The organism is Serratia sp. JUb9 (assembly GCF_014298095.1).
Classification (GTDB): Bacteria; Pseudomonadota; Gammaproteobacteria; order Enterobacterales; family Enterobacteriaceae; genus Serratia_B; species Serratia_B rhizosphaerae.
This window is the reverse complement of record NZ_CP060416.1, coordinates 2,019,854-2,036,387: the sequence shown is the minus strand read 5'-3', so window position 1 is coordinate 2,036,387 and position 16,534 is coordinate 2,019,854. Positions and strand designations below refer to the sequence as shown.

Sequence of the window (16,534 nt, the reverse complement as noted above, 5' to 3'; positions counted from 1 at the left end):
AGGAATAAAATTGCGGTCAGCATGACAAAAAAATGCGGAGTTTATTGATGGAACAGCGCGGGAAAAGGTGAGTTATTTCGGGGATGGGGAACGACCGGACGCGGAGATTACGGTCAGTTTTTCCGCCGCAGAGCATCGATTACACAAAAAATATCACCGGACGCGGCGACCCGCGCCCGGTATCCCTCAGAAACCGAGGCTGTCGAGCAGGTCGTCCACCTGCTCCTGATTGGCGATCACGCCGACGCCGTTCTGATCGAGCTGCGGACCGTTGAGTAAACTGTCATTCGGCCGCTTATCTTTAACCGGCTGCTCCGGAATATTCTCCATCAGCACCATCAGCAGCTGTTTTTCGATCTCCTGCACCACGCTCATCATGCGTTTGATGACCTGACCGGTCAGATCCTGGAAGTCCTGCGCCATCATGATTTCCAGCAGCTGCGCGTTGGTAAAGGCGGTGTGCTCCGGCACCTGCGCCAGGTACTGACGGGTATCGCTGACCAGCACGCGCGCCTCCGCCAGCTCGATCGGATTGGCGAACCACTCATCCCAACGCCCCTGCAGCGCCTTCGCGCCGGTTTCCAGCTCCGCCTGGCGCGGTTGCGCCGCTTCAACGCAGTTCAGGGCGCGTTCCGCCGCCTGCGCCGTCATGGTCACGACATAGTCCAGCCGGTCGCGCGCATCCGGTATCGCCTCCGCCGCCTGGGCGATCGCCTGGTCAAGTCCCAGCTCGCGCATGCTGTCGCGCAGCATCCGCGTCAACTGGCCGATACGGGCGATAATCTCCCCCGCGCTCGCCGCATCGCTGGCAGGCATCGGAATATTTGTCATGGCGCTTTCTCCTTACATGCCCAGTTTTTCGAAGATCTTATTGAGCTTCTCTTCCAGCGTCGCCGCCGTGAACGGCTTCACCACATAGCCGCTGGCGCCGGCCTGCGCCGCCGCAATAATGTTCTCTTTCTTGGCCTCGGCGGTCACCATCAGCACCGGCAGTTTCGCCAACTGTCCGTCGGCGCGAATCGCCTGCAGCAGCTCCAGGCCGTCCATGTTCGGCATGTTCCAGTCGGAGACCACAAAGTCAAAACCGCCGGCCTGCAGTTTGCCCAGCGCGTCGGCGCCGTCCTCCGCCTCTTCCACATTATTGAAGCCCAGCTCTTTCAGTAAGTTCCTGACGATGCGACGCATGGTTGAGAAGTCGTCCACCACGAGAAATCTGAGATTTTTATCTGCCATAGTTAGTCCTAAGGTTTAATGCTCATTATTGAGCCAATTGCAGCAACAGCCGCGCCGCCGCTACTCCGGCGACGCCGGCTAAATCCGTTCGCCCCCGACGCAGGCGGCGTCAGATACGCAGCGCCTGCCCTCCGGCGATTTGCGCCAGCATGCGCTGGCTTATCCGTTCCAGTTCCACCACTTCGCTGACGCCGCCGCCGGCGATAGCCTCGCGCGGCATACCGAACACCACGCAGCTGTTTTCATCCTGCGCCAGGGTATAGGCGCCGGCGCGGTGCATTTCCAGCATGCCGGCGGCGCCGTCGTTCCCCATGCCGGTCAGGATCACCCCGACCGCATTGCGCCCGGCGAACTGCGCCACCGAGCGGAACAGCACGTCCACCGCCGGCCGGTGCCGGTTGACCGGCGGTCCGTCATGCAGCTTCACCTGATAGTTGGCGCCGCTGCGCGCCAGCTCCAGGTGACGATCACCCGGCGCGATGTAAGCGTGCCCCGGCAGCACGCGCTCGCCGTCTTCCGCCTCTTTCACCGTAATCTGGCACAGTTTGTTCAGACGCTCGGCAAAGGAGCGGGTGAACCCCGGCGGCATATGCTGCGTGATCAGCAGCGCCGGACTGGTGGCCGGTAACGGCTGCAGCACCTGACGAATCGCCTCGGTGCCGCCGGTGGAGGCGCCGATGGCGATCAGCTTTTCGCTGCTGAGCAGCGGCGTATGGCTGAGGATCGGCGGCGCGGCGGCGCGCGTACGCGACGGCAGGCGCGCACGGGCGGCGGTGCGAATCTTTTCGGCGATCAGCTCGCTGTACGCCAGCATGCCTTCGCGGATGCCCAACTGCGGCTTGGTGACGAAATCAATCGCCCCCAATTCCAGCGCCCGCAGGGTAATTTCCGAGCCTTTGCCGGTCAGCGATGACACCATCACCACCGGCATCGGCCGCAGACGCATCAGCTTTTCAAGGAATTCCAATCCGTCCATGCGCGGCATTTCGACGTCCAGCGTCAGCACCTGCGGATTAAATTTTTTGATGAGATCGCGCGCCACCAACGGATCCGGCGCGGTCGCCACCATTTCCATATCCGCGTGGCTGTTGACAATTTCACACATCAGCTGCCGCATCAGGGCGGAGTCATCTACGCTTAACACTCTGATTTTACTCATTACCTCTCCTTGGTCAGGCCATACACGGTCTGCCCGCGCAAGTAGACATCCCGGCTGATCTGGCTGAAGTTTTCGGAATGACCGGCAAACAGCAGCCCGCCAGGCTTCAATAGGGGAACAAACCGACGCAGAATCTTTTCCTGCGTCGCCTTATCGAAATAGATCATCACGTTGCGGCAAAAAATAGCGTCGAACTGCCCCGGCAGATCCCACTGCGGCGCCAGCAGGTTCAGCGGCTGAAAGTGCACCTGCGCCGCCAGCTCCGGCCGGATACGCACCAGCCCCTGATGCGGCCCGGTGCCGCGTAAAAAGTAGCGCTGCATCTGCCCCGCCGTCAGCGTGCGCAGGTCCTCCTGCCGGTAGATGCCCGCCTGCGCCTTCTCCAGCACCTGCGTATCAATATCGCTGGCCCATACCTGAAAGCCGCCGCCCCGTTGCCCCAACGTTTCGCTCAGGGTGATGGCGATGGAATACGGCTCTTCGCCGGTCGAGGCGGCGGTACTCCAGACGCAGTAGCCGTTCGGGCGCGTGCGGGCATGTTCGGCCAGAATAGGAAAGTGGTGAGCCTCACGAAAAAACGCCGTCAGGTTGGTGGTCAGCGCATTGATAAACGCCTGCCATTCGGCGCAGTTGACGTCGCTCTCCAACTGCGCCAGATAGCTGCCGAAATCATTGATGCCCAGCAGGCGCAGGCGGCGCACCAGGCGGTTGTACACCATTTCCCGTTTATGCTCCGCCAGCACGATGCCGGCGCGCTGATAAATCAGCTGGCTGATACGGCGAAAATGCACGTCGGACAGCGGCAGACGCTGCGCCATCTGCGCCAGCGGCGTCGCCGCGCCATGGGGTAAAGGCTTCATCGCGTCTTACCCGGAAAAGAACTCGGTTTTATGCTGTTTGACAATCTGGCGTCTCCTTTTGCCTCTGTAACCACTCTGCGGCCGGCACGCTGACGTGCGCGTCCGCCAGACGAAATACCGACACCGCATCCGCCAGGGCGATCGCCTGCTCTTCCAGACCGCTGGCGGCAGAGGCCGCCTCGACCACCAGCGCCGCATTCTGCTGTGTCACCTGATCCATTTGCGTCACCGCCTGCGTCACCTGTTCAATGCCGCGGCTTTGCTCATCGGACGCGGACGTAATTTCCCCCATGATGTCGGTAACCCGCGTTACCGAACGCACGATGTCCTGCATGGTGGCGCCGGAGTGTTCCACCAGCGTCGACCCCTGCTGCACCCGCGCCACCGACTCATCGATCAAATCTTTAATCTCTTTCGCCGCCTGCGCGCTGCGCTGCGCCAGACTGCGCACCTCACCGGCCACCACGGCGAAACCGCGCCCCTGTTCGCCGGCGCGCGCCGCCTCCACCGCCGCGTTAAGCGCCAGGATATTGGTCTGGAAGGCAATAGCGTCGATGACGCCAGTAATGGCGCCGATTTTCTGCGAACTGCCGGAGATAGCGCACATGGTATCGACCACCTCGCCCGCCAGCTCGCCGCCTTTGGCGGCGATGGTCGACGCATCGCGCGCCAGTTGCGTGGCCTGGCGCGCATTGTCGGCGTTCTGTTTCACCGTTGAGGTCAATTGCTCCATGCTGGCGGCGGTTTCTTCCAGCGAGGCGGCCTGCTGCTCGGTGCGGGAAGAGAGATCGTTATTGCCTGCCGCAATCTCCTGCAGCCCGATCAGCATGGCTTGTGTCCCGTCCTGCACTGCGCCGACGGTATTGGCCAGCGACTGCTGCATCTGCCGCAGCCCGGCGAATAGCGCGCTGATTTCATTGTTGCCTTTCACCTCCACCGGCATCGCCAGATCGCCGGCGGCGATGCGTTCAAAATGGCGGCGCATGGTTTTCAGCGGCCCCAGCAGCACGGTCTGCTGCCACCAAATGGCGCTGCCGGCGACGACGAACAGCATCAGCACCGCGCCCGCCAGCATCCAGCCGCCCAAGGCGTAGGCCCGCTGATTGGCCTGCTGCGCCTGCGCCATCTCGCCCCTCAACTGCTGCAGGTAATGCGTGAACTCCGTGTCAAACTGCGCCTGTATTTGCTGCGTGGGCTGCGCCATAAAAGCCTGCAGGTTGCCGCTCTCCAACAAACCGATCAGCTCCAGCAGCGCTGCGCGCAACCGCTGATAGCGGGCCGTCAGGCGGCGTTCACTCTCGCCGGCGGGCGCAAGCGTCTGAAACTGACCAAAACCCTGCTCGGCGCTCTGCAGCGAACGGCGGGCGTCATCCATCAGGGGGTTCACCTGCTCCTGCGGCAGCTGCAGCGCAGCACGGGTGCCGGCGCGGTTCAGGCTATTGCGCGCCTGCAGCAATGCAATCCGGCTCATCGTCAACACGTCACGCTGTTGACTTCCCTGCGTTATCACCTCAAAGCTGCGGCTGTCGGCGCGGAAGGCGCTGAACGACAGACCGGTGCTGATCAGCTGCATCAGACAAAAACAGAACATCAGCAGATACAGGCTGATGGAAATACGGACTCGGTTAAACATGATGAATCTCCTTTCATCCGGACGCGGCCAGCCGACGACGGAACAGAGGCGCTTTCTCCGCAACCGCCGCGCTACAGCATGCGGCGGTTACGGCACCTCAGAGTCAGAACGTTTCCCAGTTATCCTGCGTCTCGCCGACGCTGGCTTTACGCGGCGTAATGCTCGGGACAGCCGCCTTGCTGATGACCGGCGCGTTGACGGCTTCCTGACCGTTGTTATGCAGGCGGAACACCGCGACGGAGCGCGTCAGCAGGCTGACCTGCTCCTCCAGCGCCGCGGCCGCAGAGGCCGACTCTTCCACCAGTGAGGCGTTCTGTTGCGTGACGCGGTCCATTTCCGCCACCGCCTGGCCGACCTGGTCGATCCCACGGCTCTGCTCGTCGGACGCGGAGGCGATTTCTCCCATAATGTCGGTGACCCGCGTCACCGCATTGACGATATCGCCCATGGTTTCGCCGGCGCTTTCCACCAGTACCGATCCCATATCGACACGGCTGACCGAGTCATCAATCAGTCCTTTAATTTCTTTTGCCGCCTGCGCGCTGCGCTGCGCCAGATTGCGCACTTCGCCGGCCACCACGGCAAAACCGCGCCCCTGTTCACCAGCGCGCGCCGCTTCCACCGCCGCGTTAAGCGCCAGAATATTGGTCTGGAAGGCAATGCCGTCGATCACGCTGGTAATATCAGCGATTTTCTGCGAACTGCCGGCGATATCGTGCATAGTCTGCACGACGTCGGCGACTACCTTGCCGCCCTTCTGCGCGGTTTCAGAGGCGCTCAGCGCCAGTTGGCTGGCCTGGCGCGCATTTTCCGCATTCTGTTTCACCGTGGCGGTCAGTTGCTCCATGCTGGCGGCAGTTTCTTCCAGCGAAGCCGCCTGCTGTTCAGTGCGGGAGGAGAGATCGTTATTACCGGCGGCGATTTCCGACGCGCCGCTGTAGATAGCGTCGGCCCCCTGACGCACGCCGCTGACGGTGTTAGTCAGTTCGGCCTGCATATGCTGCAGGCTGGCGGCCAGCACGCCCATCTCGTTGCGGCTGCCGACGTCGATCGACCGGGTCAGATCGCCGGCAGCAATGTGTTTGATATGTTCGATAATGCGGTTAAGCGGACGTACCAGAATATGATGAATACCGCTCCATACCAGCACGATCGCCGCCAGCACCACCAGCAGCACGGTCACCAATGTCCAGAGCGCCGAACTATAAGAGCGTTCGTTGGCCTCTACCGCATCGTGATACAGCTCGCCGTTTTTCATCAGATACGCGACATAGACCTGTTCGAAGGCATCCTGGTAGCTTTGAGTCGGTTGGTCGAAGAAGGCGTTGATTTTGCCGGCGTCCAGCAGTTGGATCAGCTCCGACAGCGCGCCGTATAAAATGTGATACTGCTGCTTAAGCTTTTCAGCAGCCTGCCGGTCCTGTCGCTCGCCAAGCGGGACTTTTTCGTAAGCGGCGTAACGCTGCTGCGCCTCGCCGAGCGCGCTGCGGGCCGATGCCAGTAAATCCTGCACGCTGGCGCCGCTGCCGATTTTATTGGCATCCATCATGTAGCGGATGCCCGCGCGGTTCAGCGTATTGCGGGCCTGCAACAGGCTTACCCAGCTGCCGTTCAGTTCGGACTGCTGCTGTCGGATAGTCTGCAATACGGTGAAGTTTTCCTTATCGCTCTTGAGCGAGGAGAAGAACAGTCCGCCGGAAATCAGCTGCAACGCACCAAACAACACCAGCACCAACAGCAGGCTGGTCACGACTTTCATACGATTAAACATGTGTCCCCTTCTTGGAATGCCACTCGGATAAATCCCAAAACGTTATCTGTCTGGGTTATCGGCGGCGCCGAAGAGAACTTTATGGTTGCGGGTAACTATTTTGTGTGAGTCGGTTACCGCCGTTGCACCGCTCGGAGACGGCGGCACAACGGCGACGGCCATCTGTGAATCAGGCGCTTTTCACCACGCTGTCGACCAGCGACATCTCTTCGCTGCTCAGCAGTTTTTCAATATCCACCAGGATCAGCATCCGTTCACCCAGCGCCCCCAGCCCGGTGAGGTATTCAGTCGCCAGCGTGACGGCAAATTCCGGCGCCGGCCGGATCTGCTCGGCGGTCAGCGACAGTACGTCGGACACGCCGTCCACCACAATACCTACCACCCGCTGGCTGAGGTTGAGCACAATCACCACGGTGTTTTCATCGTAAGAGACGTCCTGCTGGGCAAACTTCACCCGCAGATCGATAATCGGCACGATCACGCCGCGCAGGTTGGTCACCCCTTTAATAAACGCCGGCGTATTGGCGATGCGCGTCACCTGGTCATAACCACGGATCTCTTGCACCTTCAGAATATCAATGCCGTACTCTTCATTACCCAGCGTAAAAATCAGGAACTCCTGCCCTACGGTTTCACCAGCCATTTTGCTGACGCTTGCCAATCCAGCCATATTCATGCCCTATCCAAGTCGGTTAACGAGTTACGCCGCCGCCTCCGGCAGCAGCTTTTCACGGTTCAGCGTCTGCAGCGCCGACACATCGACGATCAGCGCCACGCTGCCGTCACCCAAAATGGTCGCTGCGGAAATGCCCGGCACCTTGCGGTAGTTGCTTTCCAGGTTTTTCACCACCACCTGATGCTGGCCGATCAACTGATCCACCAGCAGCGCGTAGCGCCGGCCGGCGCTTTGCAGTATCACCACGATGCCCTGCGTCGCTTCGGTTTTCGCGCCGGCAACGTCGAAGATGCGGTACAGCTCAACCAACGGCAGGTATTCGCCGCGCACCTGCAGCACCCGCTCGCCGCCGGCCAGCGGATGCAGATCTTCCGCCTGCGGCTGCAGCGACTCCATCACCGCGTTCAGCGGCAGGATAAACACCTCGTCATTCACCTTGACCGACATCCCGTCCAGGATCGCCAGCGTCAGCGGCAGCAAAATACGGATAGAGGTTCCCTTGGCCGCCTGCGAATGAATTTCTACATGGCCGCCCATCTCCTGAATGTTTCTCTTCACTACGTCCATGCCGACGCCGCGGCCGGAGACGTCGGTCACCTGTTCCGCAGTGGAAAAGCCCGGCGCGAAGATCAGCATACCAACCTCTTCGTCGCTCATGCTGTCGCTGACCGCCAGTCCCTGCGCGGCCGCCTTGGCCAGGATTTTTTCCCGGTTCAGCCCGGCGCCGTCGTCAGTCACCTCAATGCAGATATTGCCGCCCTGATGCTCCGCCGACAGAATCAGGTTGCCGACCTCCGGCTTGCCCGCAGCCAGACGCACCTGCGGGTCTTCAATCCCGTGGTCCAGGCTGTTGCGCACCAGGTGGGTCAACGGATCGATAATGCGCTCTATCAGGCTCTTATCCAGTTCGGTGGAGCTGCCCTGTAACGTCAGCTCTACCTGCTTGTTCAGCTTGCCGGCCAGGTCCCGCACCAGCCGCGGGAAGCGGCTGAACACGTACTCCATCGGCATCATGCGGATCGACATCACCGACTCCTGCAAGTCACGCGCGTTGCGCTCCAACTGGCTCATGCTGTTGAGCAGGTCGCCGTGCGCGACCGGATCCAGCGTGCCGGAACGCTGCGCCAGCATCGACTGGGTGATCACCAACTCGCCGACCAGGTTGATCAACTGGTCCACCTTCTCGACCGCCACGCGGATGCTGCTGGACTCCGTCGCCGCTTTGCTGCGCGGCTTCGGCGCGTCTGCCGCCGGCGCCGCCGTTTGCACCGCCGGTGGAACAGGCCCGGCCACTTTTGCCGCCTCAGCCGGCGGGGCTGCGGTCGCAGCGAAGGCAATCTGCTCAGGCTCCAGCACAAAGCAGAGCACCGCGCTGATATCCTCTTCGCTGACGGACGTCAGCAGCGTCACCGACAGGCTGTTTTCACCCTGCTGCGGATCGCGCACTTCGCCGAGGTTACCCAGTTCTTCCAGCAACAGCGGGATTTCGTTCGGTTTCAGATCGGTCAGTGAAATATGCAGCCCGCCGGCTCCGGCTGACGCGGACGGCGGCATCGCCGGGGCGGCCACCTCAGGCTCCGCTGCCGGCAGTGCGGGAGCGCCCTGTTGCGCTTCCAGCGCCAACTGCCGCAGCGCCTGACAGATATAGGCAAAGCTGTCGGCATCGGGTTGTTGTGACGTTTTATAGGCGTCCAGTTGCTCCTGCATAATGTCTTTGGTTTCCAGAAACAGGTTGATAATCTCGGTGCTCAGGCTCATTTCCTGGCGCCGCGCGCTGTCCAGCAGGTTTTCCAACAGATGGGTGGTTTCCTGCAGAATGCTAAAACCGAAGGTGGCCGCACCGCCTTTAATCGAATGGGCCGCGCGGAAAATGGCGTTCAGCGGTTCGATATCCGGCGCCAGCGGATCCAGCTCCAGCAGGTGCTGTTCCATATCGGCCAGCAGCTCGTCTGCTTCATCGAAAAAGGTCTGATAAAAAGCGCTAATATCCATACTCACGGGATCACCTCTACTGTGAGACGCTGTGGGTTAGTCGATGGGCCTGCCGCCGGCGCCGGTGAGACGTCCGTCGTCGGCGCCTCCGGCGCTGACGGCTGAACCGCCGCTTCTCCAGCCGGCGTCTTTTGTGTCGACGCGGCAACAGGCTGCGGCGCCAGTTGCTTCAGCGCCTGCGGCCGGCTGATTTCCGCCGCCTCGCTTTTGGCGTTTTCATGCTCGATGCCCTGCTGCGTTTGTTTATTCAGCACCAGGATCGTGATGCGCCGGTTCATCGAATCATCCGCCCCGTGCTGCTTCAAACTCATGGTGGCGGCCATGCCCACCACGCGCAGCACTTTGCCTTCCGCCAGCCCGCCGGCAATCAGCTCTCGCCGTGAGGCGTTGGCGCGATCGGCGGACAGTTCCCAGTTGCTGTAATAGCGCTCGCCGGTGGCGTACGGCAGATCGTCAGTATGGCCAGACAGGCTGATTTTATTGGGTAAGTCATTCAGGATCGGCGCAATTGCCCGCAGAATATCGCGCATATAATTCTCCACCTGCGCGCTGCCGGTTTTGAACATCGGCCGGTTCTTGCCGTCGATAATCTGGATGCGCAACCCTTCATCCATCAGGTTAATCAGCAGGTGCGGCCGCAGCGCCCTGAGGCGCGGGTCGGACTCAATCAGCTGATCCAGCCGCTCGCGCAACTTATTGAACCTCCGCGCTTCCGCCTGCTGTTCGGCGTTCGGCTGTTTTTTTACCAGCCCGTCCTGCCGGGTGGGATCCTCGCCGCCGCCGGGAATCGGGCTGCTTTCGGCACTGCTTTTGTTGCCGCCGGTCAGCGCCACTTTCAGCGGCGTACGGAAATATTCGGCGATTTGCGTTAACTCCTGCGGACTGGCAATGGCCAACAGCCACATCACCAAAAAGAACGCCATCATCGCCGTCATAAAGTCGGCATAGGCGATTTTCCAGGAACCACCGTGATGCGCGTTATGGTGCGCCTTACGCTTGCGAACCAGGACGACCGGGTGATTCTGCTTCATGCCTGCTCTTCTTCCGCTGCCTGCTGCGCCGGCGCCCTCACCTGACGCACATGTTCTTCCAGTTCCACAAAGGACGGCCGCTCCGTGGTGTACAGGGTTTTACGGCCGAATTCGACGGCAATTTGCGGCGCGTAGCCGTTCAGGCTGGAGAGCAGCGCCACCTTGATGCACTGCATCATTTTGACGTTCTCCGCGCTCTTTTGCCGCAGCAGGGTGGCAAGCGGAGAAATAAAACCGTAAGCCAGCAGGATCCCAAGGAAAGTCCCCACCATCGCATTGGCGATCAGCGCCCCCAGCTCCGCCGCCGGCCGGTCAGCCGAGGCCAGCGCGTGCACCACGCCCATCACGGCGGCGACGATGCCGAACGCCGGCAGTGAATCGCCGACCATTGCCAGACTGCCGGCCGGCACCTCGCTTTCCTGCTCGAAGGTTTCAATCTCTTCATCCATCAGCGCCTCAATTTCAAACGCGTTCATATTGCCGCTCACCATCAGCCGTAAATAGTCGGTAATAAATTCCACCAAATGGTTATCGGCAAGAATGCGCGGATAATTAGAGAAAATTTCACTCTCCTGCGGGTTATCAATATCGAACTCCAGCGACAGCATCCCCTGCTGGCGTGATTTGGACAGCAGGCGAAACAGCAACGCCATCAAATCCATATACAGCGCTTTGTTGTATTTTGAGCGGCGCATCAGCGTAGGTATGGCGCGCAGCGTGGCCTTGATCGCTTTACCGTTGTTGCCGACGATAAATGCGCCAACGCCGGCGCCGCCGATAATCAGGAACTCCGCCGGCTGATACAGCGCGCCGAGGTGGCCACCCACGATCATATAGCCGCCAAATACCGTGGCCAGAACCACTACGTAACCCAAAATAACTAACACACGCATTCCTTAATTAAACGAGGTGGATGGAGGACGGGAGCAATGCCAAACGCCATCGTAGCGGCGCAACAGCCTGCGCCGACGGGAGCCGCCGGCTCCCCTACGTATGGGTGATAAATTGATGCCGTAAGCCGGAGGAACCCCGGCTTACATTGCGCGTTTAACCGGCTCGTCCAACAGTTGTGGAATAATATCGGCCAGTTGCGGCGAAAGTTTACGTCTTTTTACGGCGCGGGATGGGGGTTGGCATAAACTGCAGACGAAATTGCTCAGCGGCTGATGCGCATGAGTGATAAACGTACCGCCGCAGCAGCTGCAGGCGGAAAGCTGCAGCATATCGCTGTCGACAAAGCGCACCAGCGTCCAGGCGCGGGTCAGCGCCAGCAACGGCGGCTCGCCCGGCTGCTGGGGACACTGTTCCAGATATAAACGGTAGGCTTTGATCACCGCCTCAACGCCCGTGCATTGCCCGCTTTTGAGCAAGAAACAATAGGCGTTATAGAACATCGACGAGTGAATGTTATGTTCCCAGGTCATAAACCAGTCGGTAGAGAACGGCAGCATGCCTTTCGGCGGCGGACTGCCGCGCAGTTCCTTGTACAGCTTGATTAATCTGCCGCGGCTGAGCTGCGTCTCGCTTTCCAGCATCTGCAGCCGTGCTCCCAGAGCGATCAACTCCATGGCAAGCTGGATATCCTTGGCTTCCTTGACAATACTCTTATCCGCCATCTTCAAGCCCTTTTCTTCATCGCGCCGTCCTGCTTACCGGAGAGCTCTTGCAATAAATGGCTTGAGAGCAAAATCCCGGTGTGGATCTGCTGCAGGTCATCAACACGCGACTCTTTTGTCAGCTGTGTGATGGTTTGATGATCGTTAAAACGGAAATGGCACACCAGCTGGTTGGTCTCCGCCAGCTTGACCATTTGCGGTAACGTTAATTGCGACAGGGCGTCGGCCATATCCTCATCAATCCCCAGACGGAACATTGCCGATGCTTTTTCATCATTAATCAAACGCTGTGCTAAAAGTAAGTACGACAAATTGATGTCGTATATATGCTTAAGTAATTCAGACGTACCCATATTTCCCATCCCGACAGACTATGTTTAAAAACATACGCTGGGTGATAATTTTATCGCCCGTGACTTGGGTTTTCTCGAAGTTGGCAAATGAATCCTGATTATCATCCGTGAAAAGAGAGTGCCGATTTCACGCTCCCGGAACGTCATTCAGTAAATAATTCGCTCTCAAATCCATGTGAATAGGTATGCAACACCCTGCTCCGCTGGTTGCGAAATCACGGTGAAGCTTTTTTACAAGTTAATAAGATTATTCCTAAACAACAGCAACTCTACCCCCGATCCGTTAGCACACACAACGCAAGCATACGGCAATTTTAAATACAATGTGACGTAGATCACAAAAATGCAGCCTTTTTAACTCAAATATCAGGTTGGCAGCATTTTTTTTGCACATATCAACGCGCAAAAAAGCGCCACAAGTAAAAAAACGTCTGAAAAGAGATATTTATCAGCCAAAAAAATAGCTTTTTTAGATCAATTCGAACAAAAGCGTCACCAAACCAAAATCACAGAACAAAAATCTGCACATCTCGGATAAATACAGAGTAAATAGCTAGTTAACAGCAATCTAACCATCAGCACGCTAACAATTAGCCGCATCAACTATAAGGTTGTTTGTAGGTAAGATATCGCAAAAAGTGCAGATTTCAGTGAATCACTATTCGACAATAGCGAATAGTCTTGGCAAAGCGCCGGGCTAGTGCGGGACAAAAGCCAAGAGATGTAACAAAGCATATCCACCGACGCGGGCCATCTGCATAAAATAAATGTATAGAGCGCGTTAATCTAACCATCGGCAGGATGGTTTAATCCTTTAATTGTTTTTTTATATTTCCGCAAAAAAACAATCTGAAAAACTGCGCCAGATTAATACGTTCGCGGAGTTTTGTATTTTCCCGTCTTTTATGCCAGGTGTATATTTCCTTTATCCCTGCCATTCATCGCTCAAAACCAACGGCTCAGACACTCGCCTGTTTATCGTTTTCCCGCCGATGTGCCAGGCCAGTGTTCGACACCAAATGTCCCCCGAATAGCCGGACGTTTTCTCACTCGGGGTTATCGCGGCCCCCAAGCAACGCAAAACAGGTTGCCGGCGCATCCCGCCCATCGGCACAGATACGCCACACTTCCCCGCCGCCTTCCGGAAATATTCAACACGCCATGACTGACATAAATCTGAAAATGCAGCCTGAACGCTGCCGGCCAGCTTAAGACTAGGCTGAATTCATAAAAAATCGGGCGTTGCCGCATTGCTGACAACGCACGGGCATATTACTATTCTGGCGCTTATGCGCACTTGGCGCGTTATTTTTCACCGGTGCTCGTTTTTCACCATAGTTTCTACTTTTTAGTCTGTCGTCCATACACGGCAACGGTGCAATCACTCTACATATGTGATTTTTCCTAATCACAACTATTAACAGGCTATATTTAAATCATGACAACTACCCTAGAATACCTGATGACATTTCGTAAATGCTCCAGCCTGGACAGCCTGGAAAAGGTTTACGACAAGCTACACTACTCGATTGATAATGATACAGAAATGAGCAACATGTACCGTGCGGCAGACCACCGGCGCGCCGAGTTGGTTTCAGGTAAACTGTTTGACCTGGGAAAAATTCCTAAAACATTATGGGCCCGCGTGCTTTAATTTTTTCCTGCGAATCATAACGTGCGCAACCACCGTTATCTTTAATTGCTCAATAAAGGCTTTTTGGAAAATTTATTGTCGCGCGTGATGCAAAACACGGTTATTTCCCTCATCAGCTTCTACGATTATTTATCGGGACAATAGATGGAGAGGAAATATGGGATATCAAAAGGTGCTGGTTGCCGTCGCCGTGGCCGCCGACAGTCAATTATTAGTGCAAAAAGCGGTCTCCATCGTCCGTCCCTACAGCGGACAGCTCACGTTGTTAAGCATGGTGGCGAACCCTGAGCTTTATAATAGCTTCGCCGGCCCGATGCTCGGCGATCTGCGCAACCTGATGGAAGAAGAGACCCGATTGTTCCTGGAACAACTCCGCCAGCAGGCCGGCTATCCGATCGCCGACTTACTGGTGGTGCAGGGAGAACTGGGGGACGGCCTCAGCTACGCCTGCCAGCAGCGCAGTTTTGATCTGGTTATCTGCGGCAATCACAGCGGCCATCTGATGAACAAGCTGAGCTGTTCAGCCGCGCGGTTTATCGATACCAGCCGGACAGATGTGCTGATCGTCCCGCTCTGACCCGGCGCGGCGCGGAGCACTTTCCGTTGGTTGTTCCCCATCGCTTCTGACTAGACTAGGGGCTGGTACCCGCAGCTCAGGAGCGTTTTATGTCTCAACAACCACAAAACAATCGCCGGATCGTGCTTGCTTCACGGCCGCACGGCGAACCCACCCCGGAAAATTTACGTCTGGAAACGACCGACGTACCGCAGCCCGCCGCAGGCCAGGCGTTACTGCGCACTGTTTATCTGTCGCTCGACCCTTATATGCGCGGCCGGATGAGCGATGCCCCTTCTTATGCTCCCCCGGTAGAAGTTGACGACGTCATGGTCGCCGGCGCCGTGTCGCGCGTCGTCACCTCACAACATCCGGATTTTAAACCCGGCGACTGGGTGCTGGGCGCCACGGGTTGGCAGGACTACTCACTTACCGACGGCAGCAACGTGCGCAATCTTGGCGCACACCTGGAACACCCCTCACGCCTGCTCGGGGTATTAGGCATGCCCGGTTTTACCGCCTATATGGGATTACTGGACATCGGCCAGCCGCAGCCCGGCGAAACCGTGGTGGTTGCCGCCGCCAGTGGGGCGGTCGGTTCGGTGGTCGGCCAAGTGGCGAAACTGAAAGGCTGCCGCGTGGTCGGCATCGCCGGCGGCGCAGAAAAATGCCGCTATGTGAAGGATGAGCTGCAGTTCGATGATTGCATCGATCATCGCGCCGACGATTTTGCCGAACGGCTCGCCCAGGCTTGCCCAAATGGCATTGACGTTTATTTTGAAAATGTCGGCGGCGCGGTGTTCGACGCGGTAATGCCTTTACTGAACGCCAGGGCGCGCATTCCCGTCTGCGGCATTATCGCCCAATATAATGCCACTGACCTGCCCAACGGACCGGATCGCCTGCCAATGCTGCAGGCGCTGATCCTGCGTAAACGCATTCGCATGCAAGGTTTTATCATTTTTGACGACTATGCGCCGCGCTTCACTGAGTTCCTGCAGCAAATGGAAACCTGGGTCAATCAGGGCCACATAAAATTCCGCGAAGATATCATCGACGGCCTGGAGAACGCCCCGCAGGCCTTTATCGGCCTGCTCAGAGGGAAAAACTTCGGCAAACTGGTTATTCGCGTCGCAGAAGAGTAATCAATATCATGCCGCTGGGGGCGCTCGCCCCCAGCATGGGTAAACCTAAGATTTAGCTCAACCCATTAACTTTTTTACCAGAAAAAACCTAGAATCATGCGTTCAGCCCACCATGGCATGAGTGCTTTACAATCAAAAATCGCCATCCCCCCCCCCGCCACCAATGAGATTTATCTGAAATAATATTCGATTAATTTATGTATTTCTCTATATTTATCATGTGAATGGTAAGGATAGAAAATCAGCGAAAAGTTAATTTTCGTTAAAAAATAGTTTTAATTAAGAGGGTTAAGAGACACCTGACTCATAAGCTTTTGGTATTACCAATTCACCAAACCATACACATGGAAAATGGGATGCATTTTAACTCGCTGTTTATATTGCATAAAAATAAAAAATTGCGTAAGTTAGCTTCACCAAAATGGGTTACTCGCGGTCATTTTGCAAATGCCTGTGGCTATTGTAAACTGCAGCCAGACCCGTGGATGTGTAAAGATTGTTAAATATTCGGATAATAAAACGCTCTATTTGTGACAGATACGCCCTCGGGATCGCGCGTTAATCCCGTGCGGTAGCCATGCCTGAACGGCAAAAATAGTATGTGTCTGCTTATCATTAAACATGGCGCGAATTGAGGCACACGGCGCTGCCAGACGCCAGTCTGAGCGGCACCTGCAACGTTCAATCGCTCGCTAATCATTAAGCAAAAATCATCACATTATCCGCTGTTTTCCAGCTTAATAACGCGTAACCGTCGCATGCAACAAGGCTCGCTATTCCCCGGTCCCTGCGCCCGAACGGATGTGCGCCTGATGCCATGCATACGCATAATCATTTGTTTTAGGGAACGTTACC

At 57.3% G+C, this 16,534-nt stretch carries 15 protein-coding genes; 3 read left to right on the top strand and 12 right to left on the bottom strand.

Translation table 11 applies throughout. The annotated features are described in order from the left end of the window. Positions 1-186 precede the first annotated feature (186 nt). From cheZ to flhD, 12 genes are all read right to left on the bottom strand, one after another. Entirely contained in the window at positions 187-831 is a 645-nt protein-coding gene (gene cheZ, locus HF675_RS09610; RefSeq protein ID WP_105231596.1) for a protein phosphatase CheZ, read from the bottom strand. A 12-nt stretch (positions 832-843) separates the two neighbouring features. After that, positions 844-1,233 (bottom strand): chemotaxis response regulator CheY, encoded by a 390-nt coding sequence (gene cheY / locus HF675_RS09605; protein WP_105231597.1) that lies wholly within the window; start codon positions 1,231-1,233, stop codon positions 844-846. Between the two features lie 109 nt (positions 1,234-1,342). Continuing rightward, a complete protein-coding gene (locus HF675_RS09600) occupies positions 1,343-2,392 on the bottom strand; it encodes a chemotaxis response regulator protein-glutamate methylesterase (RefSeq protein ID WP_187044501.1) in 1,050 nt (349 codons plus the stop codon). Continuing rightward, complete coding sequence (gene cheR, locus HF675_RS09595) at positions 2,392-3,252, bottom strand: protein-glutamate O-methyltransferase CheR (protein WP_187044500.1); 861 nt, start codon at positions 3,250-3,252, stop codon at positions 2,392-2,394. The genes HF675_RS09600 and cheR overlap by 1 nt, the downstream gene beginning before the upstream one ends. A gap of 28 nt (positions 3,253-3,280) precedes the next feature. After that, the gene (locus tag HF675_RS09590) at positions 3,281-4,885 is read right to left on the bottom strand and encodes a methyl-accepting chemotaxis protein (protein ID WP_187044499.1); all 1,605 of its coding nucleotides are present in this window, start codon (positions 4,883-4,885) and stop codon (positions 3,281-3,283) included. 103 nt (positions 4,886-4,988) lie between these two features. Further along, positions 4,989-6,656 carry a methyl-accepting chemotaxis protein gene (locus tag HF675_RS09585; RefSeq protein WP_187044498.1) on the bottom strand — a complete coding sequence of 556 codons (1,668 nt, stop codon included), beginning with the start codon at positions 6,654-6,656 and terminating at the stop codon, positions 4,989-4,991. A gap of 169 nt (positions 6,657-6,825) precedes the next feature. Further along, on the bottom strand, positions 6,826-7,326 hold the full coding sequence (cheW, locus tag HF675_RS09580) for a chemotaxis protein CheW (RefSeq protein WP_105233410.1): 501 nt from the start codon (positions 7,324-7,326) through the stop codon (positions 6,826-6,828). A 30-nt stretch (positions 7,327-7,356) separates the two neighbouring features. Beyond that, the gene (cheA, locus tag HF675_RS09575) at positions 7,357-9,330 is read right to left on the bottom strand and encodes a chemotaxis protein CheA (protein WP_187044497.1); all 1,974 of its coding nucleotides are present in this window, start codon (positions 9,328-9,330) and stop codon (positions 7,357-7,359) included. Beyond that, a complete protein-coding gene (gene motB, locus HF675_RS09570; RefSeq protein ID WP_187044496.1) occupies positions 9,327-10,355 on the bottom strand; it encodes a flagellar motor protein MotB in 1,029 nt (342 codons plus the stop codon). The genes cheA and motB overlap by 4 nt, the downstream gene beginning before the upstream one ends. Then, entirely contained in the window at positions 10,352-11,242 is an 891-nt protein-coding gene (gene motA, locus HF675_RS09565; RefSeq protein WP_187044495.1) for a flagellar motor stator protein MotA, read from the bottom strand. The genes motB and motA overlap by 4 nt, the downstream gene beginning before the upstream one ends. Positions 11,243-11,389: 147 nt before the next feature. Beyond that, on the bottom strand, positions 11,390-11,971 hold the full coding sequence (gene flhC / locus HF675_RS09560) for a flagellar transcriptional regulator FlhC (RefSeq protein WP_187044494.1): 582 nt from the start codon (positions 11,969-11,971) through the stop codon (positions 11,390-11,392). Between the two features lie 2 nt (positions 11,972-11,973). Beyond that, positions 11,974-12,324, bottom strand: a complete 351-nt coding sequence (flhD, locus tag HF675_RS09555) for a flagellar transcriptional regulator FlhD (RefSeq protein WP_172606272.1) — start codon at positions 12,322-12,324, stop codon at positions 11,974-11,976. A 1,438-nt stretch (positions 12,325-13,762) separates the two neighbouring features. On the opposite strand from flhD, the gene ydgT reads away from it, so the two are divergent. The 3 genes from ydgT to HF675_RS09540 all read left to right on the top strand — a co-directional run bounded on the left by ydgT (position 13,763) and on the right by HF675_RS09540 (position 15,679). Beyond that, positions 13,763-13,978, top strand: a complete 216-nt coding sequence (gene ydgT, locus HF675_RS09550) for a transcription modulator YdgT (protein ID WP_105231607.1) — start codon at positions 13,763-13,765, stop codon at positions 13,976-13,978. A 157-nt stretch (positions 13,979-14,135) separates the two neighbouring features. Next, entirely contained in the window at positions 14,136-14,555 is a 420-nt protein-coding gene (gene uspC, locus HF675_RS09545) for a universal stress protein UspC (RefSeq protein ID WP_105231608.1), read from the top strand. 89 nt (positions 14,556-14,644) lie between these two features. After that, positions 14,645-15,679 carry an NADP-dependent oxidoreductase gene (locus HF675_RS09540; protein ID WP_187044493.1) on the top strand — a complete coding sequence of 345 codons (1,035 nt, stop codon included), beginning with the start codon at positions 14,645-14,647 and terminating at the stop codon, positions 15,677-15,679. Positions 15,680-16,534 lie beyond the last annotated feature (855 nt).

Bases quoted from the DNA above. Each gene is read 5' to 3' on its own strand.
- cheZ (WP_105231596.1), bottom strand. From the start codon at position 831: ATGACAAATATTCCGATGCCTGCCAGCGATGCGGCGAGCGCGGGGGAG.
- cheY (WP_105231597.1), bottom strand. From the start codon at position 1,233: ATGGCAGATAAAAATCTCAGATTTCTCGTGGTGGACGACTTCTCAACC.
- HF675_RS09600 (WP_187044501.1), bottom strand. From the start codon at position 2,392: ATGAGTAAAATCAGAGTGTTAAGCGTAGATGACTCCGCCCTGATGCGG.
- cheR (WP_187044500.1), bottom strand. From the start codon at position 3,252: ATGAAGCCTTTACCCCATGGCGCGGCGACGCCGCTGGCGCAGATGGCG.
- HF675_RS09590 (WP_187044499.1), bottom strand. From the start codon at position 4,885: ATGTTTAACCGAGTCCGTATTTCCATCAGCCTGTATCTGCTGATGTTC.
- HF675_RS09585 (WP_187044498.1), bottom strand. From the start codon at position 6,656: ATGTTTAATCGTATGAAAGTCGTGACCAGCCTGCTGTTGGTGCTGGTG.
- cheW (WP_105233410.1), bottom strand. From the start codon at position 7,326: ATGGCTGGATTGGCAAGCGTCAGCAAAATGGCTGGTGAAACCGTAGGG.
- motB (WP_187044496.1), bottom strand. From the start codon at position 10,355: ATGAAGCAGAATCACCCGGTCGTCCTGGTTCGCAAGCGTAAGGCGCAC.
- flhC (WP_187044494.1), bottom strand. From the start codon at position 11,971: ATGGCGGATAAGAGTATTGTCAAGGAAGCCAAGGATATCCAGCTTGCC.
- flhD (WP_172606272.1), bottom strand. From the start codon at position 12,324: ATGGGTACGTCTGAATTACTTAAGCATATATACGACATCAATTTGTCG.
- ydgT (WP_105231607.1), top strand. From the start codon at position 13,763: ATGACAACTACCCTAGAATACCTGATGACATTTCGTAAATGCTCCAGC.
- uspC (WP_105231608.1), top strand. From the start codon at position 14,136: ATGGGATATCAAAAGGTGCTGGTTGCCGTCGCCGTGGCCGCCGACAGT.
- HF675_RS09540 (WP_187044493.1), top strand. From the start codon at position 14,645: ATGTCTCAACAACCACAAAACAATCGCCGGATCGTGCTTGCTTCACGG.